A 26,865-nucleotide genomic window follows, 5' to 3' on the forward strand; every position below is an offset into this window, starting at 1 on the left:
GGGGTCGCACAAAGTGGAGAACTTGATCGCGCTGCTCGTCGCGGCACCGCTGGTCGGTGCGGCCCTGCTGTTGTGCGGCGGTAAACGCCTGGACCGCACCGGCCACTGGATCGGCTCGCTCCTCGCGGTGGCCTCGTTCGCCGTGGCGGTGGTGCTCTTCGTCGACATGCTCGGCAAGGGTGTCGAGCACCGGGCGCTGCACCAGCACCTGTTCAGCTGGATCCCGGTCGGTGGATTCCGGGCCGATCTCGCCTTCCAGCTCGACCAGCTGTCGATGACCTTCGTCCTGTTGATCACGGGCGTCGGCTCGCTGATCCACATCTATTCGATCGGCTACATGGAGCACGATGAGCGGCGCCGCCGCTTCTTCGGCTACCTCAATCTCTTCCTGGCGGCGATGCTGCTGCTCGTCCTTGCCGACAACTACCTCCTGCTGTACGTCGGTTGGGAGGGCGTGGGTCTGGCGTCGTACCTGCTCATCGGGTTCTGGCAGCACAAGCCCAGTGCGGCCACCGCCGCGAAGAAGGCGTTCCTGGTCAACCGCGTCGGCGACATGGGCCTGTCCATCGCGATCATGCTGATGTTCACGACGTTCGGCACGTTCGCCTTCGGGCCGGTGTTCTCCGCGACCGGTCACGCCTCCGAGGGGAAGCTGACCGCCATCGGGCTGATGCTGCTGTTGGCCGCCTGCGGCAAGTCGGCGCAGGTGCCGCTGCAGTCCTGGTTGGGGGATGCGATGGAGGGCCCGACCCCGGTGTCGGCGCTGATCCACGCCGCCACGATGGTCACCGCCGGGGTGTACCTGATCACCCGCTCCGGGGTGATCTTCAACGCCGCGCCGGACGCGCAGACCGCCGTGGTCGCGGTCGGCGCGGTCACCCTGCTGTTCGGTGCGATCGTCGGTTGCGCCAAGGACGACATCAAGAAGGCACTGGCCGGTTCGACGATGTCGCAGATCGGCTACATGGTCCTGGCGGCCGGCCTGGGCCCGATCGGCTACGCCTTCGCGATCATGCACCTGGTCACCCACGGCTTCTTCAAGGCGGGCCTCTTCCTCGGCGCCGGTTCCGTGATGCACGGGATGAACGACGAGGTGGACATGCGCCGTTACGGCGGTCTGCGCCGGTACATGCCGGTCACGTTCGTCACCTTCGGGCTCGGCTACCTGGCCATCATCGGCTTCCCCGGGCTGTCCGGCTTCTTCTCCAAGGACAAGATCATCGAGGCGGCGTTCGCCCGCGGCGGCACCGAGGGCTGGATCCTCGGCGGCGCGGCCCTGCTGGGCGCCGCGATCACCGCGTTCTACATGACGCGGGTGATGCTGATGACGTTCTTCGGCGAGAAGCGGTGGGACCCGCAGGAGTTCCACCCGCACGAGTCGCCGAAGGTGATGACGATCCCGATGATCGTGCTGGCGATCGGCTCGGTCTTCGCGGGCGGGCTGTTCAGCGTCGGCGACGCCTTCGTCAAATGGCTGGAGCCGGTCACCTCCTTCGCGCCCGGCAACTCCCCGGTGAGCGCCGGGGTGGTCACCGCCGCCACCATGGTGGTGCTGCTCATCGGCGTCGGCATCGCCTGGCTGATGTACGGCCGCAAGGCCGTGCCGGCCACCGCCCCGCGCGGTTCGCTGCTGACCCGGGCGGCCCGCCGCGATCTGCTCCAGGACGACTTCAACCACGTCGTCCTGGTGCGTGGCGGCGAGCATCTGACCCGCACGCTGGTCTATCTCGACCACTCCCTGGTGGACGGCGCGGTCAACGGCACGGCGGCCTCGATGGGCGGACTCTCCCGTCGGCTGCGCCAGTTGCAGACCGGCTTCGTCCGCTCGTACGCGGTCCAGATGCTGGGCGGGGCCGCCGTTCTCGTCGCCGCGACCCTGCTGATGAGGGGTGTCTGAGCCATGTCGTTTCCCCTACTGACGGCGACCGCCGCGCTGCCGGCGATCGGTGCGATCGCCACCGCCGCGATGCCCGCCGCCCAGCGCACCGCGGCCAAGTGGTTGGCGCTGCTGTTCTCGCTGGCCACGCTGGCGCTGGCGCTGGTGATCGCGGTGCGCTTCGACCCCGGCGCCAAGGGGCCGTTCCAGCTCACCGAATCCCACGCCTGGATCCGGGACTTCGGGGTCCGGTACGACCTCGGCGTGGACGGCATCGCGGTCGCCCTGATCGCCCTGACCGCGCTGCTGATCCCGTTCGTCATCCTGGCGGGCTGGCACGACGCCGACCCGCTGGATACCGCCTCGGACGGCGGCTCCGCCACGGGCGAGCCCAACCGCCGGTACAGCTGGCGGCCCACCCAGGGGTTCTTCGCGCTGATCCTGGCCGTCGAGGCGATGGTGGTGCTCTCCTTCGAGGCCACCGACGTCTTCCTCTTCTACATCTTCTTCGAAGCCATGCTGATCCCGATGTACTTCCTCATCGGCGGCTTCGGGGACCGGGCCGGTGGGCGCGGCGAGCAGCAGGCCGCCGCCCAGCGTTCGTACGCCGCGGTGAAGTTCCTGCTCTACAACCTCGTCGGCGGTCTGATCATGCTGGCCGCGGTGATCGGGCTGTACGCCGTCACCGCCCATCAGTTGGGCGCGGGCACCTTCTCGCTCCAGCAGATCGTCGAGGCCCGGGCGTCCGGCGCGCTGCACATCGGCACCGGCACCGAGCGGCTGCTCTTCCTCGGCTTCTTCTTCGCCTTCGCGGTGAAGGCGCCGCTGTGGCCGCTGCACACCTGGCTGCCCAACGCCATGGGCGAGGCGACCTCCCCGGTCGCGGTGCTGATCACCGCGGTCGTCGACAAGGTCGGCACCTTCGCGATGCTGCGCTTCTGCCTCCAGCTCTTCCCGGAGGCCAGCAGCTGGGCCACCCCGGTGATCCTGGTGCTGGCGCTGATCAGCATCGTCTACGGCGCGCTGCTCGCGGTCGGCCAGCGGGACATCAAGCGGCTGATCGCCTACGCCTCGATCTCCCACTTCGGCTTCATCATCCTGGGCATCTTCGCGATGACCTCCCAAGGTCAGGGCGGCGCGACGCTCTACATGGTCAACCACGGCATCTCGACCGCCGCGCTGATGCTGGTGGCCGGCTTCCTGATCAGCCGCCGCGGCTCGCGGCTGATCGCGGACTACGGCGGCGTCCAGAAGGTCGCCCCGATCCTGGCCGGCACCTTCCTCGTCGGCGGTCTGGCCACCCTGTCGCTGCCCGGTCTGGCCCCGTTCGTCAGTGAATTCCTGGTCCTGGTCGGCACGTTCAGCCGTTATCCGGTGGTCGGGATCATCGCCACCTTGGGCATCGTCCTGGCCGCGCTCTACGTCCTCGTGCTGTACCAGCGGACGATGACCGGCCCGGTGAAGGCGGAGGTCGGGAAGATGCCCGACCTGAAGGTGCGGGAGCTGGTGGTGGTCGTGCCGCTGATCGCGCTGCTGCTCTTCCTCGGGGTGTATCCCAAGCCGCTCACCGACATCGTCAATCCGGCGGTCCAGCACACCCTGTCCGTCGTGGACAAGAAGGACCCCAAGCCCACTGTGCAGGTGGACGCCGTGCCCGGTGGAGGCCGGCACGGCCAGACCGCGCAGACCCAAGACGTGGAGGCCGCGAAGTGAGTTCCGTGGCAAGTGTCCACAGCCTGTGGACGGCGGCGGCCGGGGCGCCGGGCAAGATCCCGGCCCCGCGGATCGAGTACGTGCAGCTGTCGCCGACGCTCATCGTCCTGGGCGCCGCGGTCGTCGGCATCCTGGTCGAGGCGTTCCTGCCGCGCCGCAGCCGCTACTACGCCCAGGTGCTGCTGTCCGTGGTGGCGCTGGCCGCCGCGTTCGCCGCGGTGATCGGCCTGGCGGCGGGCGGCTTCGGCTCGTCCAAGGCGCATCTGGCCGCGATGGGCGCGATCGCGGTGGACGGCCCGGCGCTGTTCCTCCAGGGCACGATCCTGCTGGTGTCGCTGATCGCGGTCTTCACCTTCGCCGAGCGGCGGCTGGACCCGGCGGCACACGGCAAGAGAGTGGACTCCTTCGCCGCGCAGGCCGCGGCGGTCCCCGGCGGGGAGGTCGAACAGGCCGCGGTCAAGGCCGGGTTCACCACCACCGAGGTCTTTCCGGTCCTGCTCTTCGCGGTCGGCGGCATGCTGGTCTTCCCGGCCGCCAACGACCTGCTGACCCTCTTCATCGCCCTGGAGGTCTTCTCCCTCCCGCTGTACATCCTGTGCGCGCTGGCCCGCCGCCAGCGGCTGCTCTCGCAGGAGTCCGCGGTGAAGTACTTCCTCCTCGGCGCCTTCTCCTCGGCCTTCCTGCTGTTCGGCGTGGCCCTGCTCTACGGCTACGCCGGCACCGTGACGTACGCCGGGATCGCCGAGGTGATCTCGGACGGCGCCCGGCAGGTCGACCCGGCGCTGGCCGGCACGATGGGCAATGACGCGCTGCTGCTGATCGGCGGGGCGCTGGTGCTGATGGGCCTGCTCTTCAAGGTCGGCGCGGTGCCCTTCCACATGTGGACGCCGGACGTCTACCAGGGCGCCCCCACCCCGGTGACGGGCTTCATGGCGGCCGCCACCAAGGTCGCCGCGTTCGGCGCGCTGCTGCGGCTGCTGTACGTCGACCTGCCGGGCCTGCGCTGGGACTGGCGGCCGGTGATGTGGGGCGTGGCGATCCTCACCATGCTGGGCGGTGCGATCCTGGCCATCACGCAGACCGACATCAAGCGGCTGCTGGCCTACTCCTCCATCGCGCACGCCGGTTTCATCCTTGCCGGTGTCATCGCCGCCAGTGAGGACGGCATCTCCTCGGTGCTCTTCTATCTGGCGGCGTACTCCTTCGTCACGCTCGGCGCGTTCGCCGTGGTGACGCTGGTGCGGGACGCCGGCGGGGAGGCCACCCACCTGTCCAAGTGGGCCGGGCTCGGGCGGCGTTCGCCCCTGGTGGCCGCGGTTTTCGCGGTCTTCCTGCTGGCCTTCGCGGGCATCCCGCTGACGTCCGGGTTCGCCGGGAAGTTCGCGGTGTTCAAGGCGGCGGCGGAGAGCGGCGCGGGCTGGCTGGTGGTGGTCGGTGTGATCTCCTCGGCGATCGCGGCGTTCTTCTACATCCGGGTGATCGTGCTGATGTTCTTCAGCGAGCCGAAGGCGGACGGTCCGACGGTCGCGGTGCCCAGCGTGCTGACGTCCACCGCCATCGGGGTCGGCGTCGCGGCCACCCTGGTGCTGGGTCTGGCACCGCAGTACTTCCTCGAGCTGGCCGGGCACGCGGCGGTCTTCATCCGCTGACCCGCCCGCCAGGCGCACGGCCGCCGCCCGGCGCCCCGGAAGGGGGCGCCGGGCGGCGGCCGTTGCGCTGCGGTACGGGGCCGCGGTCAGCTCTTGGGCACGTCCGGCAGCTTGGGCAGGTCCGGGATCTTGACGCTGCCGTCGTCGGTCTTGGTGTACTCGTCGGTCGGGCCGCCCTTCCAGTGGACGGTCAGGGTCTTGCCGTCCGCGCCGGGCTTGAGGGTGCCCATGGTGCGGGTGGTGTCGCCGTCGGTGCACTTGAGGACGGCCATGGTCATCCCGGCCATCTTCTCGACCTTGCCCATGCACGCGGACTTGTGCCCGTTGCTGAACGCGACGGTGCCCTGGGCCACCACCAGGACCAGCGGGCTGGCGGGCGTGCCGCCCTTCCAGGCGCCCTCGACGGCGGTCGGGTTCGCGGCCTTGCCGTCGCCGCCGCCCGCGGCCGTCGGGGTGGCCTCCGGCGTCTTGCTCGGGGTGCTTGCGTCCTTGCCGCTGCCGCCGCTGCCGCCGCTGCCGCCGCTGCTTCCGCAACCGCTGAGCAGCAGTGCGGCGATGGCGGTCGCCCCGGCGAACTGCGCTGCCTTGCGCACGTACGTCTCCTCCGTTGTGGGACAGGGAGACGTGAGGCTAGCAGTGGGCCGGGGCGGCCGGCGGGCGAGCGCCGCGGTCAGCCGGCCGCCGCGGACTTGTCCTCCCGTACGACGCGTTCGACCGCGTGCGCCGGCCACTCGGCGCGGGCCAGCCGCCGCAACCCGCGGCGCGCCGCGCGGTGTCCGTTGCCCGGCAGCAGCTTGCGGTCCAGGTCGCAGGCGGCGGCCAGGGCGGCGAGTGCCCGGGTGCGGGGGTCCGGCAGGCCGGCGTCCAGCGCCGCCTTGAAACGGGCCCGGGCCGGCCCGGCCAGATCCACCGGCCCGGTCGGGAACCGCTCGTAGGGGAAGAGGCCCAGCGCCCGCCGGGCCTCCCGCCGTATCGCGCCCCGTCCCTCCAGCTGGCGGACGCACAGTTCGTGGACGGTCCCGCCGGTGCGGCGCACCCAGCGTTGGGCCCGGACGCCCTTGTGGTGCTTGTCCGGGCCGGGCAGCGCGGCCAGCGCCCCGTCCAGCACCGGGTCGCCGAGCGGCAGCGGCCGGGCCACCGCGACCCGGCCCCCCTGCTCGACGATCCGCCCGGCCGCCTCCAGGTCCGCCAGGGCCGCCCCGGCCAGCCCGTACCGCAGGAACGGGCGGGTGACCAGGGGCCGGCCGCGGACCGGGTCGAGGCCGAGCAGCAGCAGCTCCTCGGGGAGGGTGAGTGGAGGGGCCGGGCAGGGGTTCACGCCGGATCGCTCACGGGGAACTCCCGGGCGGGCAGCACCCGCCCGGTGACCTCGCCGAGCCCGATCCGGGCGCCGTCCGGGCCGGGCGCCCAGGCGGTGAGGGTGATCTCGTCGTCGTCCTGGAGGTAGGGGCCCTTGCCCTGGGTGAGCTCCAGCAGGCAGCCGAGTTGGTCGGGTTCGGGCCCGGAGACGGTGCCGGAGGCGTAGAGGTCGCCGGTCCGCAGCGACGCGCCGTTGACGGTCATGTGGGCCAACTGCTGGGCGGCCGTCCAGTACATCGCGGCGAACGGCGGGCGGGAGATCACCTCGCCGTTGAGCCGCACCTCGATCCGCAGGTCGAGGCCGCCCGGCTCGGCGGCGGTGTCGTCCAGGTACGGCAGCGCCGGGACGTCCCGGGTGGGCGGCGCCGTGCGGGCCGCGTCGAAGGCGTCCAGCGGGGTGATCCAGGCCGAGACGGAGGTCGCGAAGGACTTGCCGAGGAACGGGCCGAGCGGCACGTACTCCCACGCCTGGATGTCGCGCGCGGACCAGTCGTTGACCAGGCAGACGCCGAAGACGTGGTCCCGGAAGGCGTTCAGGCCGACCGGCGCGTGGAGCGCGGAGGGCGTGCCGACGACGAAGCCGACCTCGGCCTCGATGTCCAGGCGGGTGGACGGGCCGAAGAGCGGCGCGGCATCGGCCGGGGTCTTGCGCTGGCCGTGCGGGCGCACCACCGGGGTGCCGGAGACGACAACGGTGCCGGCCCGGCCGTGGTAACCGATCGGCAGGTGCTTCCAGTTGGGTGGCAGGGCGGCGCCGTCGGGGCGGAAGATCCGGCCGACGTTGGTCGCGTGGTGCTCGCTGGAGTAGAAGTCGACGTAGTCGGCGACCTCGAAGGGCAGGTGGAGGGTGAGGCCGTCCAACGGGCGCAGCAGCGGGGCCACCGCGGTGCGGTGCGCGGGGTCGGTCAGTGCGGTGCGGACCGCCGCGTGGACCTCCTGCCACACGGGGCGGCCGGCGGCCAGCAGCGGGTTGAGGGTGGCGGCGGTGAGCAGTGCGGCGTGCGGCGCGGGGACGACGCCGGGCAGGGCGTCCGGCAGGGCGCCCAGGTCCAGGACGTGGCGGCCGTAGCGGACGCCGAGCCGGCGCAGGGCGGGCGCGTCGGCGGTGCTGAAGACGCCGTAGGGGAGGGTGTGCGGGCCGAAGGGGTCGCCTTCCGCCAGATCGAACGGGCTCTGCTCGGGCATGGACACTGCTCCTCGCGTTCGTCGTCGCCGGTGGGCGGCCGGCCGATGGGGTGTCCCCTGCTCGAACCGCGTGGAGAGCCTGGGGAAAGGTGCCCCGTGGACCGGTGGGTCCGTCGATCAGGGTACGGCTGGTGGCGATCAGTGGGGTGGTCCTCGGCCGGGAACGGACGATCCCGGGCCGGGAAGCGCCGGGCGGGGCGATGGGCCGGGCCGCCGCGGACCGCCGAGGCCGGGAAATACCTTGCCGTACTGGGCAATTCGGTCATGGTGTGTCTGGTGGTGGACGTGGTCGTGGTGGTGGAAGTGGTCGTGGCGGTGGCAGCGGTTGTAGTGATGGCAGCGGTCGTAGTGGTGGTCGTGGGGGTGTGGGGCGCGGCGTTCGGGAGCGGTGGACGTGACGTGACGTGCCGGATCGGCAGACGTGGTGTCCGGGAGCGGTGGACGTGACGTCCGGGACGGGTAAACGGGTAAGGGGCTTCGCTCGCTCCGCTCTTACTGGAGAGAGTGAACGGCGACGTGCGTCCTATGGGGTGCGGACGCCCCGCCGGTGTCCGGTCCACCTGTCACCACTGTGACGCCAGGGGCTCTTGAGTCGTTTCGCGCCCCTGCCGCCCCATTCCTTCCGCGGAAAAGCCGCGTCGGGTGGCGCTCGGAAACGTACCCACGTGACGGCTTCTGTGCTGGGCGAGTGGTTCGGGGGGCGGGCGCTCGCGGTGATCCAACCGTGACCGGATACGCTGGCCAATGGTGAAGACAGCGACAGATCGACATTCAGTTTGATCGTCAGCAGACAGGAGTACCCCTCGTGACCGTCGTCGGGCCCTTCGGGCTGAGCGTGCGGGACCAGGCTCTTGAGGCCGATGTCCAGGCAGGGTTGGCGGCTGTTGAGGAGGGCCTGCTGGAGGCCACCAAGAGCGACGTGCCGTTCATCACCGAAGCTGCGCAGCATCTCGTGCGCGCGGGCGGCAAGCGGTTCCGGCCGCTGCTGGTGATGCTGGCCGCCCAGTTCGGTGACCCGCACACCCCGGGCGTGGTGCCCTCCGCCGTCGTCGTGGAGCTGACGCACCTGGCGACGCTCTATCACGACGACGTGATGGACGAGGCCGATGTGCGCCGCGGGGTGGCCAGCGCCAACGCCCGCTGGGGCAACTCCGTCGCGGTGCTGACCGGCGACTTCCTCTTCGCCCGCGCCTCGCACATCCTCGCCGACCTCGGGCCCGAGGCGGTCCGGATCCAGGCCGAGGCGTTCGAGCGCCTGGTGACCGGCCAGATCCTGGAGACCGCGGGACCGCGCGACGGCCGCAACCCCATCGACCACTATCTGGACGTCCTCGCGGGCAAGACCGGTTCGCTGGTCGCCGTGGCCTGCCGCTTCGGCGCCATGATGTCGGGCGCCGAGGAGTCGACGGCCAACATCCTCACCCAGTACGGCGAACGGCTGGGCACCGCCTTCCAGCTGGCCGACGACGTCCTGGACATCGCCAGCGACTCGCACGAGTCCGGCAAGACGCCCGGTACGGACCTGCGCGAAGGCATCGCGACGCTGCCCGTCCTGCGGCTGCGGGCGCTGGCCGAGAGCAGCGCCGGCACCGCCGAGGACCGTGCGCTGTGCGAGCTGCTGGCCGGCGACCTCACCGACGACGCCCGGCACGCCGAGGCGCTGGCCGGACTGCGCGCCCACCCGGCCCTGGAGCAGGCCCGCCGGGACACCGTGCGCTACGCCGAGCAGGCCCGCGAGACGCTGGCACCGCTGCCGGCGTGCACGGCGAAGGCCGCCCTGGAAGGGCTCTGCGACACCGTGGTGCACCGGGCGGGCTGAGCCCCGCGGGGCGGGTGTGCGCCGCGCGTCGTGTTCCCGACGGTCCCGGGGCTTTCCCGTTCGCCCTGGCGTCCCTCCGGTCTTCCCCTAAGGCATTCCCGCTGGGTGGTGCGACCGACGGAGTACGTGTTCGGCCGGATGGTGACCGGATGTCATCCCTCAGCAGTACGTGGAGTTGGCCCTGCGGGTTGACGCCAGGGGCCGCAACTTTTGGTGAGATGGAGAGCACCACGAGGCGGCGGGGCGGGCCATCATGGCTCGGCAGGTGGACGAGTGGACGACACAGCACCGCCGCACACGACGGAGGTAGGCCAGATGCCACGGAACGAACCGACTGAGGTCACCGGGGAATGGGACGGGGAGCGCTCCGCGAAGCGCCGTAAAGCGGTGCGGTACGCCGTACCGGTCGCGGTGGCGGGGGTGGCGGCCGCGACGATCGGGCTGGTCCCGGCGTTCGCCGGATCCGGTTCTCCGGACCTGCCGAAGATCTCCGCCCAGGACCTGATAGCGAAGATCGCCAAGTCCGATGTCCAGCAGCTGTCCGGCACGGTCCAGGTCACCACGGACCTCGGCCTGCCCACCCTGCCGGGTGGCACGGGCGCCGGCGGCTTCGGCGGCGCCGAGCAGGGCCACGGCGGCGCGGGCGGTGCGGCGTCGCCGCAGAGCAAGCTGACCGAGCTGGCGTCCGGCACGCACACCCTGCGGGTCGCCGTCGACGGCCCCGACAAGCAGCGGGTGTCGATCGTCGGCAACTCCGCCGACTACACCCTCGTCCACAACGGCACGGACGTCTGGGCGTACGACAGCGGCAGCAACAGCGCCGTGCACCACACCGCCCCCCGGGACACCCACCGCGGCGCGCACCACGGCGCGCCCGAGGGCCTCCCCAAGGGCCTTCAGAGCGCCACCCCGCAGGAGCTCGCCAAGGCGGCGCTGCAGGCGGCCGGCGACACCACCTCGGTGACGGTCGGCGACACCGCCAAGGTCGCCGGGCGGGACGCGTACCAGCTCGTCATCACGCCCAAGCAGGCCGCCTCCACGGTCGGCTCGATCCGGGTCGCGGTGGACGCCGCCAACGGCGTCCCGCTGAAGTTCACCCTCACCCCGAAGAGCGGCGGCCCGGCCGCGATCGACGTCGGCTACACCCGCGTCGACTTCGCCCGCCCGGCCGCGGACAGCTTCACCTTCACGCCGCCCAAGGGCGCCAAGGTCGTCAACGGCGACAAGGCCGCGGGGCAGGCCGCCCGCGAGCACGGGAAGGGGAAGGACCTCAAGGGCCTCCAGGGCCTCAAGGACCACAAGGGCCCGAAGGACTTCGGCGGGTTGAACGTCATCGGCAAGGGCTGGACGTCCATCGCCACCCTCAAGGGCGCCGGCGCCCCCGGTGGCAAGGACCAGCTCGCCAAGGGCGACGCCGGGAAGTTCCTGGACAGCCTGGGCACCAAGGTGACCGGCTCGTTCGGCTCCGGGCACGTCTTCAGCACCCGCCTGGTCAACGCCCTGATGACCGACGACGGCACCGTCTACGTCGGCGCCGTCGACAAGCAGGCCCTGATAGCCGCGGCCGACGCCGCGAAGAAGTAACGGGCCCCGGCAAGCGGTCGGGCCGCGCCGCACCTCCATCCCGGGAGAGCGGCGCGGCCCGTACGCGGTCCGCGCGCCCGGCCGGAGGCCCGAGGGGCCACCGCACCTGAGGAGTTGGGGGGAGACCGTGTCACCACCACCCGCCGCGGACGAGGGGCGCGCGGCACCGCACGACGAGCACCGGGTGATCGAGACCCAGGGGCTGACCAAGACCTATCGCGGCGGCCGGCCCGCCGTCGACGGGCTGGACCTCGCCGTGCCGCGCGGCAGCGTCTTCGGCTTCCTCGGGCCCAACGGCTCCGGCAAGACCACCACCATCCGGATGCTGATGGGCCTGATCGAGCCGACCGCCGGCACCGCCCGGGTGCTCGGCCGGCCGATGCCGGGCGCGGCCCGCGAGGTGCTCCCCAGGGTCGGGGCGCTCATCGAGGGGCCGGCGCTCTACGGCTTCCTCAGCGGGCGGGACAACCTGCGGCGGTTCGACGCCGCCGACCCGGCCGCCGATCCCCGCACCCGCACCCAGCGGGTCGGTGCGGCGCTGGAGCGGGTGGGACTGTCCGCCGCGGCCGGCAAGAAGGCGCGCGCCTACTCCCTCGGCATGAAGCAGCGCCTGGGGTTGGCCGCCGCCCTCCTCCAGCCCCGCGAGCTGCTGGTGCTGGACGAGCCGACCAACGGCCTGGACCCGCAGGGCATGCGGGAGATCCGCACCCTGGTGCGGGAGCTGGCGGCGGACGGCACCACCGTCTTCCTCTCCTCGCACCTCCTCGACGAGATCGAGCAGGTCTGCACGCACGCCGCCGTGATGGCCCGGGGCCACCTGGTCACCCAGGGCCCGGTCGCCGGCCTCACCACCGCCGTCCTCGGCCCGGGCGGCCACGGCCGGCTGACGGTGACCACCCCCGATCCGGCCGACGCGGTCCGGGTCCTGAAGGAGCACGGACTGACCGGGCTGCGGGCCGACGGCGACCGGGTCACCGGCGAACTGCCCGAGGCGCCGCGGGACGGTGCGTCCCCGCGGGACGGTGCGTCCCCGCGGGACGGCGCGCCCCCGCCGGACGGCGCGCCCACGCCGGACCCGCCGGACCCGGCGGACCTGAATGCCGCACTGGTCCGCGCCGGGGTCCGGGTCCGGGCCTTCGGCACCGAACGGCCGTCGTTGGAGGACGTCTTCGTCCGGCTCACCGGGGAGGGATTCGATGTCGCGGGCTGAGAGCCAGGCACCGCCGGCCGGGACGGCACCGCGGGCGTCCCGGCCGGGGTCGGCACGGTGGTCGCCGGACCTGCTGCGCAGTGAGATCGCCCTCACCTTCCGGCGCTGGCGCACCCGGGTGCTGCTGGCGGTCCTGGCGGCGGTTCCCGTCCTGGTCGGCGTCGCCGTCCGGATCCAGGTCGGGCGCTCCGGCGGGGGCGGTGGCGACGGCCGGGGGCCGGCGTTCCTCGCCGGGATCGCCGGCAACGGCCTCTTCCTGGTCTTCACCGCCCTCGCGGTGACGTTGCCGGTGTTCCTGCCGATGGCGGTCGGGGTGATCGCCGGGGACGCCGTCGCCGGCGAGGCGCACACCGGGACGCTGCGCTACCTCCTCGTCGCCCCCGCCGGCCGTGGCCGCCTGCTGCTCGCCAAGTTCGTCACGGTGGTGGTGTTCTGCCTGGCGGGCACGCTGGTCGTGGCGCTGTCCGCGTTGGCCACCGGCGCGTTGCTGTTTCCGTTGGGCAAGGTGACGCTGCTGTCGGGGACGTCCATATCCCTCGGTGAGGGGCTGCTGCGGGCGCTGGCCATCGCGGGGGTGGTGGCGCTCTCCCTGCTCGGGGTGGCGGCCCTCGGGCTGTTCGTCTCCACGCTCACCGACAGCGGCGTGGCCGCCATGGCCACGACGGTCGGCCTGGTGCTCACCGCCCAGATTCTGGACGGCATACCGCAGCTCCAGGCCATCGGGCCGTATCTCTTCCCGCACTACTGGCTGTCCTTCGCGGACCTGCTCCGCGACCCGGTCTACTGGGACGGGATCCAGCGGGACCTGGGCCTCCAGGCGCTCTACGCGGCGGTGTTCGGGTCGGTGGCCTGGGCGCGGTTCACCACCCGCGACATCACGGCGTGACGGGGTCGGGCGTGGCCTGCGGGCCCGGCTCCGTGGCGGTCGAGCCCGTGGTGGCGCGCCCGACCTGCGCCGCCTCGGCCGCGGCCACCTCGCGGGCCCGTGCCCCGGCGGCGGCCAGCGCGGCGCGCGCCCGCCGGGCGGTCCGCAGTGCGTCCCAGGTCAGCATCACCAGCGCCGCCCACACCAGGGCGAAGCCGGCCCAGCGCTCCGGCGGCATCTCCTCGCCGAAGACCGTCAGCCCCAGCAGGAACTGGAAGGTCGGCGCCAGGTACTGGAGCATCCCGATCGTGGTCAGCGGCAGTCGTACCGCCGAGGCGCCGAAGCAGATCAGCGGCACCGCGGTCGCGATGCCGCACGCGGCGAGCAGCAGCGCCTGCCCGGTCCCGCCGGAGACGAAGACGGATTCCCCGCGGACCCCGAGGAAGACCAGGTAGCCCAGTGCCGGCAGCGCCTGGAGGGCGGTCTCGGCGCTGAAGCCCTCGATGCCGTCGAGCTTGATGCCCTTCTTCACCAGCCCGTAGGTGGCGAACGACAGGGCCAGCCCGAGCGCGATCCACGGCATCCGGCCATAGGCGACGGTCATCACCACGACGGCCAGGGTGCCGACGCCGACCGCGGCCCACTGCAGCCGCCGCAGTCGCTCGCGCAGCACCAACACCCCGAACGCGATGCTCACCAGCGGGTTGATGAAGTACCCCAGCGAGGCTTCGAGCACGTGCCCGGTGTTGACCGCCCAGATGTAGAGGAACCAGTTCAGGGAGATCACCACGGCGCTGATCAGGATCAGCCCCAGCTTCTTGGGTTGCCGCAGCAGGGGGCGTATCCAGGACCAGCGGCGCAGCGCGGCCAGGATGATCAGCGCGACCGGCAGCGACCACACCATGCGGTGGGCCAGGATCTCGGACGGCGCGGCGGCGTCCAACAGGTGCCAGTACAGCGGCAGCAGGCCCCACATGGTGTACGCGGCGAGGCCGTATGCGAGGCCGGCGCGTTGGTCGGTTCGAGAGGGCAAGGGGTGCTCCTGGTCGCGCGAGGTCGATCCTGTGCAAGGTAGCGCCGTCCGCCCCTCCTGTCATGTCCGTCTAGCGTGACGGTCATGACAGGAGCGTGAAGTGCCGGGAGCGGCGGGTGGGGGGACGGGCGCGCCGGGCCCCGTCTGGCGCGCCGCCCCCACTCACCGTCCGCTCAGACGCCGTCCGGAAGCTCCTTCAGCGCTTCCGCGATCGCCTCGGCGAGCGGGGTGGTCGGCCGCCCGATCAGCCGGGCGAGATCGCCGGGGGTGGCCGCCAACTCCCCGCGGGCGATGCCGGCATCCGCGTCGGCGACCAGCTCCGCGGCGGCCGCTGGCACCCCCGCCCCGGTCATCAGCGCCACGTACTGCTCCGCCGGCAGGTCGCGGTAGGGGAGCTCCCGGCCGGTTTGCCGGGACACCTCGGCCGCGTACTCGGCCATGGTCCAGGCGGTGTCCCCGCTCAGCTCGTACACCGCGTTGGTGTGCCCGGCCGGGTCCGGGCCGCCGCCGGTGAGCACCACGGCGGCCGCCTCGGCGTAGTCCCGGCGCGCCGCGCTGGCCACCCGGCCGCCGTCCGCGCTGCCGAGGACCGCGCCGGCCTTCAGGGTGGTGGCCAGCGCCCCGGTGTAGTTCTCGTGGTACCAGCCGTTGCGCAGCAGGCAGTACGGCACCCCGGAGGCCAGCAGGGCCTGTTCGGTGCCGACGTGCTCCTCGGCGATGGCGAAGGTGGCGGCCGGCCCACCCAACACGCTGGTGTAGGCGAGCAGCGCCACATCGGCTTCCCTGGCGGCGTCGATGACGGCCCGGTGCTGGGGGAGCCGCCGCCCGGCCTCGTTGCCGGAGATGAACAGCACCCGGTCGCCGGCCGCGAAGGCGCCCCGGAGCGTGTCGGGGCGGCCGTAGTCGGCGGTGCGGACCTCGACGCCCCGGGCCGCGAGGTCCGCGGCCCGGCCCCGGTCGCGGGCCAGGGCGACGATGCCGTCCGGTGCGGTGCGCTCCAGGAGCGCTGCGATGACGAGTCGGCCGAGCGCACCCGTGGCGCCGGTGACGACGATGCTCATGCCGTGTACCCCCTGGTGGTCTGCTGGATCGGTCGGGAAGGCCGCCAGCATGGCAGTCGCACCCCGTCCGCAGAAGGGGCCGGGCCGCGCCCGCTCCAGGGCAGCGCCGGCCCCCAGGCCGATCCCGCTCCCAGGCCGATCCCGCTCCCAGGCCGATCCCGCTCCCAGGCCGATCCCGCTCCCGGGGTCCGGAAAACCCGAGCGGGTGCCCGCGGGGAACGTCTGTGCGCTCCCCGCGGACACCCGCGGAAGGTTCCGGCCGGACCGCCGGCCCGGGACCGGCTAGCCGACGACCGTCCAGGTGTCGTTGCCCGCCAGCAGGGCGCCCAGGTCGCCCTTGCCCTTCTGCTCGACGGCGGTGTCCAACTGCTCGGACATCAGCGTGTCGTAGACCGGCCGCTCGACGTTGCGCAGCACACCGATCGGGGTGCGGTGCAGGGTGTCGGGGTCGGCGAGCCGGGAGAGGGCGAACGCCGTGGTGGGGGAGGGGTTGTGCGCATCGTGCACCAGGACCCCGTCCGAGCCCTCCGCGGTGACGTCGATGACCGTGAGGTCGCCGGTGACCGGGTCACGGACCACGCCCTTGGAGCCGAGGCCGTCCGGCGCCGGGGCGCCGAACCGGATCGGCTGCCCGTGCTCCAGCCGGATCACCGCTTCCTGGGCCTGCTCCTTGTCCTTGAGGGCCTCGAAGGCGCCGTCGTTGAAGATGTTGCAGTTCTGGTAGATCTCCACCAGCGCGGTGCCCGGGTGGTCGGCGGCCGCGCGCAGCACCGAGGTGAGGTGCTTGCGGTCGGAGTCGACGGTGCGGGCCACGAAGGTCGCCTCGGCGCCGAGCGCCAGCGAGACCGGGTTGAACGGCGCGTCCAGCGAGCCCATCGGCGTCGACTTGGTGATCTTGCCGACCTCGGAGGTGGGGCTGTACTGGCCCTTGGTCAGCCCGTAGATCCGGTTGTTGAACAGCAGGATCTTGAGGTTGACGTTCCGCCGCAGGGCGTGGATGAGGTGGTTGCCGCCGATGGACAGCGCGTCGCCGTCACCGGTGACCACCCAGACCGACAGGTCGCGGCGCGAGGACGCGAGCCCGGTGGCGATGGCCGGGGCGCGGCCGTGGATGGAGTGCATCCCGTAGGTGTTCATGTAGTACGGGAAGCGGGAGGAGCAGCCGATGCCGGAGACGAAGACGATGTTCTCCTTGGCGAGGCCCAGCTCCGGCATGAAGCCCTGGACGGCGGCGAGGACGGCGTAGTCACCGCAGCCGGGGCACCAGCGCACTTCCTGGTCCGACTTGAAGTCCTTCATGGACTGCTTCGCCGTGGCCTTGGGCACCAGGGAGAGCGCCGCGAACTGGGCGGGCGACTCCGAGACCGTGTCAGTCATTGATGGCCTCCTTAAGGGCCTGCGCGAGCTGCTCGGCCTTGAACGGCATCCCGCTGACCTGGGTGTGCGAGCGCGCGTCGACGAGGTACCTGGCGCGCAGCAGGGTGGCGAGCTGGCCGAGGTTCATCTCCGGCACGATCACCTTGTCGTAACGCGCGAGGACCTCGCCGAGATTCCCCGGGAAGGGGTTGAGGTGCCGCAGGTGCGCCTGGGCGATGTGCTGCCCCGCGCCCCGGACCCGCCGGACCGCCGCGGTGATCGGCCCGTACGTGGAACCCCAGCCCAGGACGAGGGTGCGCGCGCCCTCGCCGGTCTCGTCCGCCGGATCGTCGACCTCGACGTCGGGGACGTCGATGCCGTCGACCTTCGCCTGGCGGGTGCGGACCATGAAGTCGTGGTTGGCGGGGTCGTAGGAGATGTTGCCGGTGCCGTCCTGCTTCTCGATGCCGCCGATGCGGTGCTCCAGGCCGGGCGTACCGGGGATGGCCCACGGCCGGGCGAGGCTCTCCGGGTCGCGCTTGTACGGCCAGAACACCTCGGTGCCGTCCGCCAGCTGGTGGTTGGGGCCGGTGGCGAACTGCACCCGCAGGTCGGGGAGTTGGTCGACCTCGGGGATCCGCCAGGGCTCCGAGCCGTTGGCCAGGTAGCCGTCGGAGAGCAGGAAGACCGGGGTGCGGTAGGTGAGCGCGATCCGGGCCGCGTCCAGCGCCGCGTCGAAGCAGTCGGCGGGCGTCTTCGGCGCCACGATCGGCACCGGGGCCTCGCCGTTGCGGCCGTACATCGCCTGGAGCAGGTCGGCCTGCTCGGTCTTGGTGGGCAGGCCGGTCGACGGGCCGCCGCGCTGGATGTCCACGATCAGCAGCGGGAGTTCGAGGCTGACCGCGAGGCCGATGGTCTCCGACTTCAGTGCCACGCCGGGGCCCGAAGTGGTGGTCACCGCCAGCGAACCGCCGAACGCCGCGCCCAGCGCCGCGCCGATGCCGGCGATCTCGTCCTCCGCCTGGAACGTCCGCACGCCGAAGTTCTTGTGCTTGGACAGCTCGTGCAGGATGTCGGAAGCCGGGGTGATCGGGTACGAGCCGAGGTAGAGCGGCAGATCGGCCTGGCGCGCGGCGGCGATCAGGCCGTAGGACAGCGCGAGGTTGCCGGAGATGTTGCGGTAGGTGCCGGTCGGGAAGGCGGTGGTGGCCGGCGCGACCTCGTAGGACGTGGCGAAGTCCTCGGTGGTCTCGCCGAAGTTCCAGCCGGCCCGGAAGGCGGTGACGTTCGCCTCGGCGATGTTCGGCTTCTTCGCGAACTTGGCCCGCAGGAACTTCTCGGTGCCCTCGGTCGGCCGGTGGTACATCCACGACAGCAGGCCCAGCGCGAACATGTTCTTGCTGCGCTCGGCCTCCTTGCGGGAGAGCCCGAACTCCTTGAGCGCCTCGATGGTCAGCGTCGTCAGCGGCACCGGGTGGACGTGGTACGCCGACAGCGAGCCGTCCTCCAGCGGGTTGGTCTCGTAGCCGACCTTCGCCATCGGGCGCTTGGTGAACTCGTCGGTGTTGACGATGATCTCCGCGCCGCGCGGCACGTCGCCGATGTTCGCCTTCAGCGCGGCGGGGTTCATCGCCACCAGGACGTTCGGTGCGTCACCGGGGGTGAGGATGTCGTGGTCGGCGAAGTGCAGCTGGAAGCTGGAGACGCCCGGGAGGGTTCCGGCGGGGGCCCGGATCTCGGCGGGGAAGTTCGGCAGCGTCGACAGGTCGTTGCCGAACGACGCCGTCTCGGACGTGAAACGGTCACCGGTGAGCTGCATACCGTCACCGGAGTCGCCGGCGAACCGGATGATCACCCGGTCCAGGCGCCGGACTTCCTTGCCCGGGCCGCCGTCGCCGGACGTGCGCTGTTCCCCGACTAGCGCTCCGTCGGCCTGTTCGGCTGTGCTACTGACCTGGCTGGTCACTGCTTCGGACCTCCCTCAAGGGGTGCGGCAGCCCCGCCGGACGCAGGGCGTAGGACGGGTCGTACCGACCGGTTGTCCCATAACCATCGTACTTGGGTAAGGGTGCCCTTCCCTGGGCTGGCCACATCGTGGACGCCGAGATGAGACACGGTTCTGTACTGGTTTGTCATCGAATCACTGCCCCCGTCACCCCTGTCTCCATGCCGCACTGGCCTCGTCCATTGGTGCTAGGGCCATGGTTCTACGTCCCATCCCTCGGCCGCTGGTAGATCCACGCATTGGCAACGTCTGACAGGCTGCCAGTCCGTCAGGAGTTGAGGTAAGTGAGGACCGCGAGCACCCGCCGGTGATCCCCGTCACTCGGCGTCAGGCCGAGCTTCAGGAAGATGTTGCTGACGTGCTTCTCGACCGCACCGTCGCTGACCACCAGCTGCCGGGCGACCGCGGAGTTGGTCCGGCCCTCGGCCATCAGCCCCAGTACCTCGCGCTCCCGCGGCGTCAGGTGCGCCAGCGCGTCCTGCTTGCGGCTGCGGCCCAGCAGCTGCGCCACCACCTCCGGGTCCAGCGCGGTGCCGCCGCGGGCCACCCGGACCACCGCGTCCACGAACTCCCGCACCTCGGCGACCCGGTCCTTGAGCAGGTAGCCGATGCCCCGGCTCGATCCGGCCAGCAACTCGGTGGCGTACTGCTCCTCGACGTACTGCGACAGCACCAGCACCCCGACCCCGGGGTGGTCCCGGCGCAGCCGGAGCGCGGCCCGTACGCCCTCGTCGGTGTGGGTCGGCGGCATCCGCACGTCCGCCACCACCACGTCCGGCGGGGTGCCCGTGCCGGCCAGGTCGGCGACCGTCTTCACCAGCGCCTCGCCGTCGCCCACGCCCGCCACGACCTCGTGCCCGCGGTCGGTCAGCAACCGCGTCAGGCCCTCCCGCAGCAGCACCGAGTCCTCGGCGATGACCACCCGCACGCTGTCCTCCACGTCCGCCACGATGACATTCCCCCCACGTTCCCTACGGTCCAGCCTGCCGTCCCCCAGCATTCCAGCATCCGGAACGGGGCGGGTGGGTGAGGGGGAGAACAGGGTGGTGGGTGGGGGAGAGCTGCGTGGTGGGTGAGGGAGAACAGGGTGGTGGGTGGGGGAGAGCTGCGTGATGGGTGGGGGAGGGCTGCGTGGTGGGCGGGGGTGGGAGCGCCGGAGTCAGGGGACGGGGTGGGGGAGGGCGAGCGGGGCGGGCGGTACGAGTGGGTGGGGCGGTACGAGCGGGTGGGGCCGGACCCCCGTCCCGGCCCCACCCGTGGGCGTCGCGGCCCGGCCCGGGGCCGGTCAGCCGGTCAGCCGCGCCAGGGCAGCTCGGCGGTGATGGTGGTCGGGCCGCCGGCGGGGGAGTCCACGACGAGTAGGCCGTCGACGGAGTCCAGCCGCTCGGCGAGGCCGGCCAGCCCGCTGCCGGTCTCGGTGCTCGCGCCGCCCCGACCGTCGTCCGACACCAGCAGCATCAGCCGGTCAGCGGTGTGCCAGACGTCCACCGACGCGTGCTGCGCCGCGCTGTGCTTGGCGACGTTCTGGAGCAGTTCGGAGACGGTGAAGTAGGCGATGCCCTCGATGGCCGGGGCCGGGCGGCGCGCCAGGTCCACCTGGACCGTGACCGGCACCGGGCAGCGCCCGGCCAGCGCGGACAGCGCCGGGCCCAGCCCGCGGTCGGTGAGGATCGCCGGGTGGATGCCGCGGGCCAGGTCCCGCAGTTCCTGGAGCGCGATCTTCACCTCGCCGTGCGCCTCGTCCACCATCCGCGCCACGGACTCGTCGGCCTGGCCCTCCGCCAGCTTCTCCTTGGCCAGGCCCAAGTCCATCGCGAGCGCCACCAGCCGGGCCTGCGCGCCGTCGTGCAGATCCCGTTCGATGCGCCGCAGGTCGGCGGCGGCGGTGTCGACCACCGCCCCGCGGTCCGACTCCAGCTCGATGACCCGGGTGGCCAGCGGCGACGGCCCCAGCAGCCCGCGCACCAGCAGCCGGTCCACCTGGGTCAGCCCGCGGAACACCCACGGCCCGGCCAGCACCATCAGCAGCCCGGACACGCCGGTCGCCATGGCCGTCACCGTCGGGCTCAGATAGAGGACGGTGCCCCCGTCCCCCCACAGTTGGATGCCGGGCAGGGTGACGTACGAGGGCGCGAGCCAGTACCAGAACGGGAAGCTGAGCAGCGCCCAGCCCACCGACCAGAACGTCACCGCGAAGACGAAGGCGAACAGCGCCCACGGGAAGTGCAGGAACGCGTAGAGCAGGTGCCGCCAGGACGCTCCGCTCTTGAGGACCGCCCCGACCCACGCCAGCAGGCCGGACTTCGAGGGGCGCAGCGGCTCCGGGGCGGCCACGTCCAGCCGCAGCAGCGCCCGGGCCCGGGCCCGTTCCAGGGCACCCAGCCCCCGGGCGCCGACCAGCCCGCCGGCCAGCACCGGGATGCCCAGGAACGTGATCAGCAGGCCGGCGCTCAGCGAGATCAGGGTGACCGCGTAGGCGAACATCACACAGGCCACCGGGAGGTTCAGACAGAGGTGGAGAAACTCCCGCCAGGTGCGACCCGAGAAGGGGGCGCGCAGGCCCGTGGGCACGCGGTGGCCACCGGGCCGCGCGGGATGGGCCGGGTGCGCGGGGTGCGCGGAGTACGCGGTGTCCATGTCTCGTCGTCCGTCCGTTCTGCCGTGGCGTCCGGTGCCGGGGCCGGGACCGGCGGTGAATTCGTCGGTGATTCCGGCAGGGGGGCCGCTGGTGGTTCTGCTGGTGGTTCTGCTGGTGGTTCCGGCGGTGACTTTGTGGGTGGTTGCGGTGGGGTCCCGCCGGCGATCCGGGTGGGGCCACGCCGGGCTCTGCCGGCTCCGTCCAGGATCGGCGATCGGCGCGGCCCGGACCATGTGGCTGCTCGCAGTCTTCCGCCGGGGGTTTTCCCCACCCCCGGCGTCGGGCCACCCCCGGCGTCGGGCCCGCGGCCCGCTCAGCGCCCGCTACGCGGCCCCGCACCCGCCTCCGGCCGCGGCCGCCACGGCACCTCCGCCGTCACCCGGGTCGGCCCGTCCACCGGCGAATCCAGCACGAACAGCCCGTCCACCGCGCCCAGTCGGTCCGCCAGCCCGGCCAGCCCGCTGCCGCCGTCGAGCCGCGCCCCGCCCTTCCCGTCGTCCCGCACCTGGAGCAGCAGCCGGTCCTGGGACCGCCACACCTCGACCGACGCCCGGCGCGCCGCGCTGTGCTTGGAGACGTTCTGCAGCAGTTCGGAGACGGTGAAGTAGACGATCCCCTCGATGGCCGGCGCGGGCCGCTCGGCCAGGTCAACGGAGCTGGTGACCGGCACCGTGCAGCGCCCGGCCAGCGACGCCAACGCCGGGCCCAGCCCGCGGTCGGTGAGGATCGCCGGGTGGATGCCGCGGGCCAGGTCCCGGAGCTCCTGGAGCGCCAGCTTCACCTCGCCGTGCGCCTCGTCCACCATCCGCGCCACGCTCTCGTCGGCCTGGCCCTCCGCCAGCTTCTCCTTGGCCAGGCCGAGGCCCATGGCGAGCGCCACCAGCCGGGCCTGCGCGCCGTCGTGCAGATCCCGTTCGATCCGCCGCAGGTCGGCGGCGGCGGTGTCGGTGACCACCATCCGGTCCGACTCCAGCTCGGCGATCCGCCGCTCCAACTCGTCGGAGGGCGACAGCAGCCCCCGCACCATCGCCCGGTCCACGTTGGACAGCCAGCGCGCCAACCACGGCAGCACCGGCCAGCCTACGAACAGTGCGGTGAGGATCACCGAGAACGTGAAGATGCCCCACGGCAGCCGGATGACCGCGAACAGCGCGTGCCGCCAGGCCACCGGGTCCTTCAGGCGCGCCCACAGCCATCCGAAGAACCCGCGCTCCCGGGGCCGCAGCGGGCTCGGTTCGGCCACCGCCACCCCGAGCCAAGCCCGCGCCCGGGCCCGTTCCAGCTTCCCGTAGAGCCGACAGGCCGTCAGGCCCGCGGCCAGCAGCGGCAGTCCGACGACCGTGACGGAGAGTCCGAGCCCCAGCACCAGCCACACCACCAGCACCACGAACGCCGTCACGTCCAGGGGGAGGTTGACCAGCAGATAGCCGATCTCCCGCCAGGCCCAGCCGTCGAGCGGTGGTCTCGGTGGCGGGAGCGGCACCCCGTCGGAGGCGTCGGCGTCGGCAGTGAGCTGGGAACTTTCCGTCATACGCCCCAGCTTGCCGGGCTCCGCGCCGCTCTGCCATGGGGTTCGTCGGGTGGTGGGCGGGGGGTTTGCCCCACCCCCGCCCGAGCGGACCGAATTGGCGCGGGCCGCTGTGGACAGGGCGCGGCGCCGGGCCCGTATGGTGTTGCGGTGCAGAACGGCCGCGTGGACATGACGAATGCGACGACGGGTGCGGACGCGGGCCACGGACCGCGCGGCGGCTGCGCCCGGACCACGGTCCCGGCGCAGCCCACCACGGCCCCGCCGGAGCCCACCACGGCGCCCGCCGGCCCGGCGGATCCCCAGGACGCCGGCGGCCCGCGCTGGGACGACCGCAGCCGTGACCGGACCGCGGTGACCGCCAGCGGACTGCTCGCCGCCGTCGCCGGAATCTCCGCCGCCACCTGGTACGGCGCCGGTGCCGCCCTCTGGACGGGCGTCGCGGCCGTAGTGGCCGCGGGCGGTGGCGCGGCGCTCACCGCGGCGCCCGGACGACGGGTCGCCGGCACCGCCCTGTTGCTCACCGGCGGCACCCTCGGCGTCCTCGCCGCCTGGCAGGCGGCCCCCGGCGGGGCCGCCCGGCTCGCCGCCACCGGACTCACCGCCGCGGTCGCCCTGGCCCTGCTCGGCCTGGGCACCGGCCTGGGGCGCGGCGGCCTCAGTGGCGCGGCCGCGGTCGCGCTGGCGGTGGGCGTCTGGGAGCTGCTGCTGGCCCTGACCGACCCGATCCGCACCGGCGTCACACTCGGTTTCCTCTCCGTGCTGGCCCTGGGCGCACTGCCCTGGCTGGCCCTGCGCGCGGCCGGACTGACCGGGCTGGACGACCGGCACTCGGGCGGCACCCCGGTCAGCCGCCACCGGGTGGCCGCCGCGCTGGCCGCCACCCACCGGGGGCTGGCCCCGGCCACCGTGGCGATGGCGGCCTCGGCCGGCGCGGCCGGTGTCCTGGCGGCGGGCGCGCCCGGGCTCTGGACGGTGCTCACCGCCCTGCTGCTCGCCGTCGTCCTGTTCTCCCGGGCCCGCGCCTACCCCCTGGCCGTGGAGGTGGTCGCCCTGCTCGCCGCCGGAACGGCCGTCTGCGTACGGCTGGTTCTGCTCTGCGCGACGGACGGCGGGGCGCCGGGGCTCGCGCTGGCCGTATTGGGCCTACTGGCCGTCCTCCCGGTGGCGGCGCTCGCGGTCCGACTGCCGGAACCGCTACGGAACCGGCTGCGGCGCTGGCTGGATCTGGTGGAGTCGGTGAGCATGGTGGCGCTGATCCCCGTGGGCCTCGGCGCGTTCGGCCTCTACGGGCTGCTGCTGGGCGGGTCCTGACGGGGGACGGGCCGGTGGAGCTGGACGGGCCGGAAGAACCGGAAGAACCGGTAGAGCCGGAAGAACCAGAAGAAGGGGAGGGCCGATGCCGCCGCGGAAGCTGGGGACGCCGGGGGAGCTGGGGACGACAAGGGCGACGAGGGCTTACGAGGGCGACGAGGGCGACGAGGGCGACGGGGACATCCTGTGAAGGCCCGTGGCCGCTGGAACGTTCCGGTAGGCCCGGGGAGTTCGGAACACGGGGGCGCAATGCCGGGGAGGAGGTGAGGACCGGGTGACGACGGAGAGCGCGGCGCAGCCGACGACTGCGACGGGTATGCCAGGTATGCCGGGCGCGGCGAGTGCGGTCAGCACGGCGCGTGCGGAAGGTGTGGGCGGTCCGGCGGTGGATGCGGTGGATTTGGTGAATGCGGTGAATGCGGTGAACGAAGGCGCGGCGGGCGGGGCCGCCGGCCTTGCGGGCACTGCTGCCAACAGCGTTGGTCCTTCTGGTTCGACTGCTCCTTCCGCTCCTTCCGCTCCTTCTGGTTCTGCCGGTTATTCCGGTGCCGCTGGTGCTGCCGGTTCGGGCGGCGCGGCGGTGGCCGGTGGTGCGCCGGGCGCGCTGCCCGCCGCGGTGCCGATGCCACCGGCCGCGTCCGCGCCAGCCCCGACCCGCCCGATGCCCGCGGTGGCCGAGCCGTCCCCGTTTGACCCGACGCCGTCCCCGTTTGACCCGACGCCGTCCCCGTTTGATCCGGCGCTGGCCCAGGCGCCGACGGCTGCCGCACCCGCACCGGCCGCCGCGCCCGCGCCCGCGGTTGCCCCCACGGCCCCGGTCGCCCCTCCGACCATGCCAGCCTCTCCGATCTCACCGGCCCCTCAGGCAATGCCAACCCCTCAGGCAATGCCAACGTCCCAGGCCGCTCAGGTACCCCAGGCCCCTCCGGCTCCCACCGCCGCTCCGGCCCCGCCCCCCGGCACCCCGTTGCCGCCGGCCGCACCCGTCCCGGGCCCCGTCCCGGGCTCCACCGCGGGCCCCGCCTCGTCCGCCGGCCCCGTACCACCGGCGGCCGCGCCCCCTGCCCAGTCGCCCCCCGCCCCCGGGCGCTACGGACGTGCCGGGCTGCCCGCGCGGACGCCCGTCTCCGTACCGCTGCTGCCGCCCGAGCTGGCCGACGGGCAGCCCCGGCCGCGCCGCGGCGACCCGCTGGCGCGGCGCGCGGGCCGGGCCCTGCGCCGGGTGTTCGCGTCCTCGCCGGCCGCCGAGACGGCCGCCGTCACCCAGGCCGCGTACGCCATCCAGCAGCCGGTCTCCAGCGGCCGGCAGATCGCGGTGTCCAGCATCCGCGGCGGTGCGGGCAAGTCCACCGTCGCCGCCCTGCTCGCGCTGACCTTCGCGCACTACCGCTCCGACCCGGTCCTCGCCGTCGAGGCCGACCCGGCGCTGGGCACGCTCCCGCACCGGCTCGGCGCCCGCGAGGTCCGCTGGTCGGGCAGCGACCTCGCGCAGATCCTCGACCCGTCGATGCTGATCACCGACCTGACCGGCTACCTCCTCCCGTTCTCCGGCGGCGGCTGGTTGCTGCCCGGCAGTCAGGGCGCCATCGGCACCCGGCTGGACATCGACACCTACCGGGTGGTGATGACCTCGCTGCGCCGCCACTTCGCCGCGACGGTGGTGGACTGCGAGACGCTGCCCGCCGAAGTGGCCCGCACCGCGCTGGTGACGACCCAGGCCCGGGTCCTGGTCACCCCGGCGACCCCGGAGGGCGTGGCCGCCACCCGTTCCGTACTGGACTGGATCGGCAGTCTGCACCCCGGCCTGCTGCCGACCACGGTCGTGGTGCTCACCCACTCCTCGCCGGACAGCGGCGTCGACGTCCGTAAGGCCGCCGCGCATCTGGGCGCCGGTGGCGCGGCGGTGCTGCCGCTGCCGTACGACCGCCATCTGGCGGCGGGCGGCGCCATCCGCAGCGAGCTGCTGGGGGCCCGAACGCGGGAGGCGGCGGCGCGGATCGCGGCCGAGGTCATGGACCGCGCGGTCTCCCGGGACGGGTCCCGGCGCCGCGCGCCGCACCAGGAGCCCCCGCAGCCGTCCTCCCAGGGCACGCCCCGAGCGGAGCGATCGGCCCCGGCCCCCATGCCCCGGCCGCCAGCCCCGGCTCCCCAACCACACCCGGCACCCCAACCGCACCCGACGCCGGCCCCGCAGGGCTACCCCCATCCCCAGCCTCATCCCCAGCCTCATCCCCAGCCTCACCCCCAGGCCCCCACCAGCCCCCCGCTCCCACCTCCGCCCCAGCCGCACCCCCAATCCCAGCTGCACCCCCAGCCACCGCTGCCGCCCACCGACCCCCGGACCCCGTACGGCGGCGGCACCCCGCGTTGACGCCCCCCCGTTGACGACATCCCGCACTGACGACGACACCCCGCACTGACGAGACGCCGCCCCGAGCCGGGGCCCCGAGCCGGGGCCCGGGCCTGGTCCCGTCGCGGACGCGCACCCCGCCTCTCCCTCCCGCCCCCGATCCCGCCAACCGGACGGCCACCGTCCGGTCCGTGAGACGCCTCGTGAGACGACCGGACCGGCCGTCTACGCTGCCGGCCACCCAGGTAGGGCGAAGTGGGGACAACCCCGTCATCCGCGATCATGCGGCTGCCCAACGCGGCCGGGGCAGGGCCTAGACT

At 73.1% G+C, this 26,865-nt stretch carries 20 protein-coding genes; 10 read left to right on the top strand and 10 right to left on the bottom strand.

Annotated features, from left to right (window positions below; all coding sequences use genetic code 11):
- The first annotated feature begins 13 nt into the window (after positions 1–13).
- Genes nuoL through nuoN form a run of 3 tightly spaced genes read left to right on the top strand, consistent with a single transcriptional unit; the run spans position 14 to position 5,238 of the window.
- Positions 14–1,897 carry an NADH-quinone oxidoreductase subunit L gene (nuoL, locus tag ACO0M4_RS20820; protein ID WP_430372305.1) on the top strand — a complete coding sequence of 628 codons (1,884 nt, stop codon included), beginning with the start codon at positions 14–16 and terminating at the stop codon, positions 1,895–1,897.
- A 3-nt stretch (positions 1,898–1,900) separates the two neighbouring features.
- A complete protein-coding gene (locus ACO0M4_RS20825; RefSeq protein WP_430372307.1) occupies positions 1,901–3,589 on the top strand; it encodes an NADH-quinone oxidoreductase subunit M in 1,689 nt (562 codons plus the stop codon).
- Positions 3,586–5,238: an NADH-quinone oxidoreductase subunit NuoN gene (gene nuoN / locus ACO0M4_RS20830; protein ID WP_430372308.1), complete on the top strand. Its 1,653-nt coding sequence runs from the start codon at positions 3,586–3,588 to the stop codon at positions 5,236–5,238. Before ACO0M4_RS20825 ends, nuoN begins: the two co-directional genes overlap by 4 nt.
- A gap of 86 nt (positions 5,239–5,324) precedes the next feature.
- Here nuoN and ACO0M4_RS20835 read toward each other — a convergent pair whose 3' ends face one another.
- The 3 genes from ACO0M4_RS20835 to fahA form a co-directional block, all read right to left on the bottom strand.
- Positions 5,325–5,831, bottom strand: a complete 507-nt coding sequence (locus tag ACO0M4_RS20835; protein ID WP_430372310.1) for a hypothetical protein — start codon at positions 5,829–5,831, stop codon at positions 5,325–5,327.
- 77 nt (positions 5,832–5,908) lie between these two features.
- Positions 5,909–6,556: a GOLPH3/VPS74 family protein gene (locus tag ACO0M4_RS20840; RefSeq protein ID WP_430372311.1), complete on the bottom strand. Its 648-nt coding sequence runs from the start codon at positions 6,554–6,556 to the stop codon at positions 5,909–5,911.
- Positions 6,553–7,782: a fumarylacetoacetase gene (fahA, locus tag ACO0M4_RS20845; protein WP_430372312.1), complete on the bottom strand. Its 1,230-nt coding sequence runs from the start codon at positions 7,780–7,782 to the stop codon at positions 6,553–6,555. The genes ACO0M4_RS20840 and fahA overlap by 4 nt, the downstream gene beginning before the upstream one ends.
- Positions 7,783–8,046: 264 nt before the next feature.
- Here fahA and ACO0M4_RS20850 point away from each other — a divergent pair, with 264 nt between their 5' ends.
- The 5 genes from ACO0M4_RS20850 to ACO0M4_RS20870 all read left to right on the top strand — a co-directional run bounded on the left by ACO0M4_RS20850 (position 8,047) and on the right by ACO0M4_RS20870 (position 13,281).
- The gene (locus tag ACO0M4_RS20850; RefSeq protein WP_430372313.1) at positions 8,047–8,229 is read left to right on the top strand and encodes a hypothetical protein; all 183 of its coding nucleotides are present in this window, start codon (positions 8,047–8,049) and stop codon (positions 8,227–8,229) included.
- 358 nt (positions 8,230–8,587) lie between these two features.
- Positions 8,588–9,601 (top strand): polyprenyl synthetase family protein, encoded by a 1,014-nt coding sequence (locus ACO0M4_RS20855; RefSeq protein ID WP_430372314.1) that lies wholly within the window; start codon positions 8,588–8,590, stop codon positions 9,599–9,601.
- Between the two features lie 315 nt (positions 9,602–9,916).
- Positions 9,917–11,185 carry a LolA family protein gene (locus ACO0M4_RS20860; RefSeq protein WP_430372315.1) on the top strand — a complete coding sequence of 423 codons (1,269 nt, stop codon included), beginning with the start codon at positions 9,917–9,919 and terminating at the stop codon, positions 11,183–11,185.
- Positions 11,186–11,312: 127 nt separating this feature from the next.
- Positions 11,313–12,395 carry an ATP-binding cassette domain-containing protein gene (locus ACO0M4_RS20865; RefSeq protein WP_430372316.1) on the top strand — a complete coding sequence of 361 codons (1,083 nt, stop codon included), beginning with the start codon at positions 11,313–11,315 and terminating at the stop codon, positions 12,393–12,395.
- Entirely contained in the window at positions 12,382–13,281 is a 900-nt protein-coding gene (locus ACO0M4_RS20870) for an ABC transporter permease (protein ID WP_430372317.1), read from the top strand. Before ACO0M4_RS20865 ends, ACO0M4_RS20870 begins: the two co-directional genes overlap by 14 nt.
- On the opposite strand, the gene rarD is transcribed toward ACO0M4_RS20870, so the two are convergent.
- The 7 genes from rarD to ACO0M4_RS20905 form a co-directional block, all read right to left on the bottom strand.
- Positions 13,271–14,293 carry an EamA family transporter RarD gene (gene rarD / locus ACO0M4_RS20875; protein WP_430372318.1) on the bottom strand — a complete coding sequence of 341 codons (1,023 nt, stop codon included), beginning with the start codon at positions 14,291–14,293 and terminating at the stop codon, positions 13,271–13,273. The two genes, ACO0M4_RS20870 and rarD, sit on opposite strands and share 11 nt — an antisense overlap.
- Before the next feature lie 173 nt (positions 14,294–14,466).
- A complete protein-coding gene (locus tag ACO0M4_RS20880) occupies positions 14,467–15,354 on the bottom strand; it encodes an SDR family oxidoreductase (RefSeq protein WP_430372319.1) in 888 nt (295 codons plus the stop codon).
- Between the two features lie 282 nt (positions 15,355–15,636).
- A complete protein-coding gene (locus ACO0M4_RS20885) occupies positions 15,637–16,731 on the bottom strand; it encodes a 2-oxoacid:ferredoxin oxidoreductase subunit beta (protein ID WP_430372320.1) in 1,095 nt (364 codons plus the stop codon).
- Entirely contained in the window at positions 16,724–18,676 is a 1,953-nt protein-coding gene (locus ACO0M4_RS20890) for a 2-oxoacid:acceptor oxidoreductase subunit alpha (RefSeq protein ID WP_430372321.1), read from the bottom strand. The genes ACO0M4_RS20885 and ACO0M4_RS20890 overlap by 8 nt, the downstream gene beginning before the upstream one ends.
- Positions 18,677–18,983: 307 nt before the next feature.
- Entirely contained in the window at positions 18,984–19,643 is a 660-nt protein-coding gene (locus ACO0M4_RS20895; RefSeq protein ID WP_390020760.1) for a response regulator transcription factor, read from the bottom strand.
- A gap of 365 nt (positions 19,644–20,008) precedes the next feature.
- Positions 20,009–21,352, bottom strand: a complete 1,344-nt coding sequence (locus ACO0M4_RS20900) for a sensor histidine kinase (protein WP_430372322.1) — start codon at positions 21,350–21,352, stop codon at positions 20,009–20,011.
- Positions 21,353–21,666: 314 nt separating this feature from the next.
- Positions 21,667–22,884, bottom strand: coding sequence for a sensor histidine kinase (locus tag ACO0M4_RS20905; protein ID WP_430372323.1), 1,218 nt, complete (start codon positions 22,882–22,884; stop codon positions 21,667–21,669).
- 147 nt (positions 22,885–23,031) lie between these two features.
- Here ACO0M4_RS20905 and ACO0M4_RS20910 point away from each other — a divergent pair, with 147 nt between their 5' ends.
- Together ACO0M4_RS20910 and ACO0M4_RS20915 are read left to right on the top strand one after the other, a co-directional pair.
- The gene (locus ACO0M4_RS20910; protein WP_430372324.1) at positions 23,032–24,195 is read left to right on the top strand and encodes a secretion protein snm4; all 1,164 of its coding nucleotides are present in this window, start codon (positions 23,032–23,034) and stop codon (positions 24,193–24,195) included.
- A gap of 886 nt (positions 24,196–25,081) precedes the next feature.
- Positions 25,082–26,566: a hypothetical protein gene (locus ACO0M4_RS20915; RefSeq protein WP_430372326.1), complete on the top strand. Its 1,485-nt coding sequence runs from the start codon at positions 25,082–25,084 to the stop codon at positions 26,564–26,566.
- Positions 26,567–26,865: the final 299 nt, after the last annotated feature.

Source organism: Streptomyces sp. RGM 3693 (genome assembly GCF_050471125.1).
In the GTDB taxonomy this organism is placed as follows: Bacteria; Actinomycetota; Actinomycetes; order Streptomycetales; family Streptomycetaceae; genus Streptomyces.

Bases quoted from the DNA above. Each gene is read 5' to 3' on its own strand.
- ACO0M4_RS20825 (WP_430372307.1), top strand. From the start codon at position 1,901: ATGTCGTTTCCCCTACTGACGGCGACCGCCGCGCTGCCGGCGATCGGT.
- fahA (WP_430372312.1), bottom strand. From the start codon at position 7,782: ATGCCCGAGCAGAGCCCGTTCGATCTGGCGGAAGGCGACCCCTTCGGC.
- ACO0M4_RS20850 (WP_430372313.1), top strand. From the start codon at position 8,047: ATGGTGTGTCTGGTGGTGGACGTGGTCGTGGTGGTGGAAGTGGTCGTG.
- ACO0M4_RS20860 (WP_430372315.1), top strand. From the start codon at position 9,917: ATGCCACGGAACGAACCGACTGAGGTCACCGGGGAATGGGACGGGGAG.
- ACO0M4_RS20870 (WP_430372317.1), top strand. From the start codon at position 12,382: ATGTCGCGGGCTGAGAGCCAGGCACCGCCGGCCGGGACGGCACCGCGG.
- ACO0M4_RS20880 (WP_430372319.1), bottom strand. From the start codon at position 15,354: ATGAGCATCGTCGTCACCGGCGCCACGGGTGCGCTCGGCCGACTCGTC.
- ACO0M4_RS20885 (WP_430372320.1), bottom strand. From the start codon at position 16,731: ATGACTGACACGGTCTCGGAGTCGCCCGCCCAGTTCGCGGCGCTCTCC.
- ACO0M4_RS20900 (WP_430372322.1), bottom strand. From the start codon at position 21,352: ATGGACACCGCGTACTCCGCGCACCCCGCGCACCCGGCCCATCCCGCG.
- ACO0M4_RS20905 (WP_430372323.1), bottom strand. From the start codon at position 22,884: ATGACGGAAAGTTCCCAGCTCACTGCCGACGCCGACGCCTCCGACGGG.
- ACO0M4_RS20915 (WP_430372326.1), top strand. From the start codon at position 25,082: ATGCCAACGTCCCAGGCCGCTCAGGTACCCCAGGCCCCTCCGGCTCCC.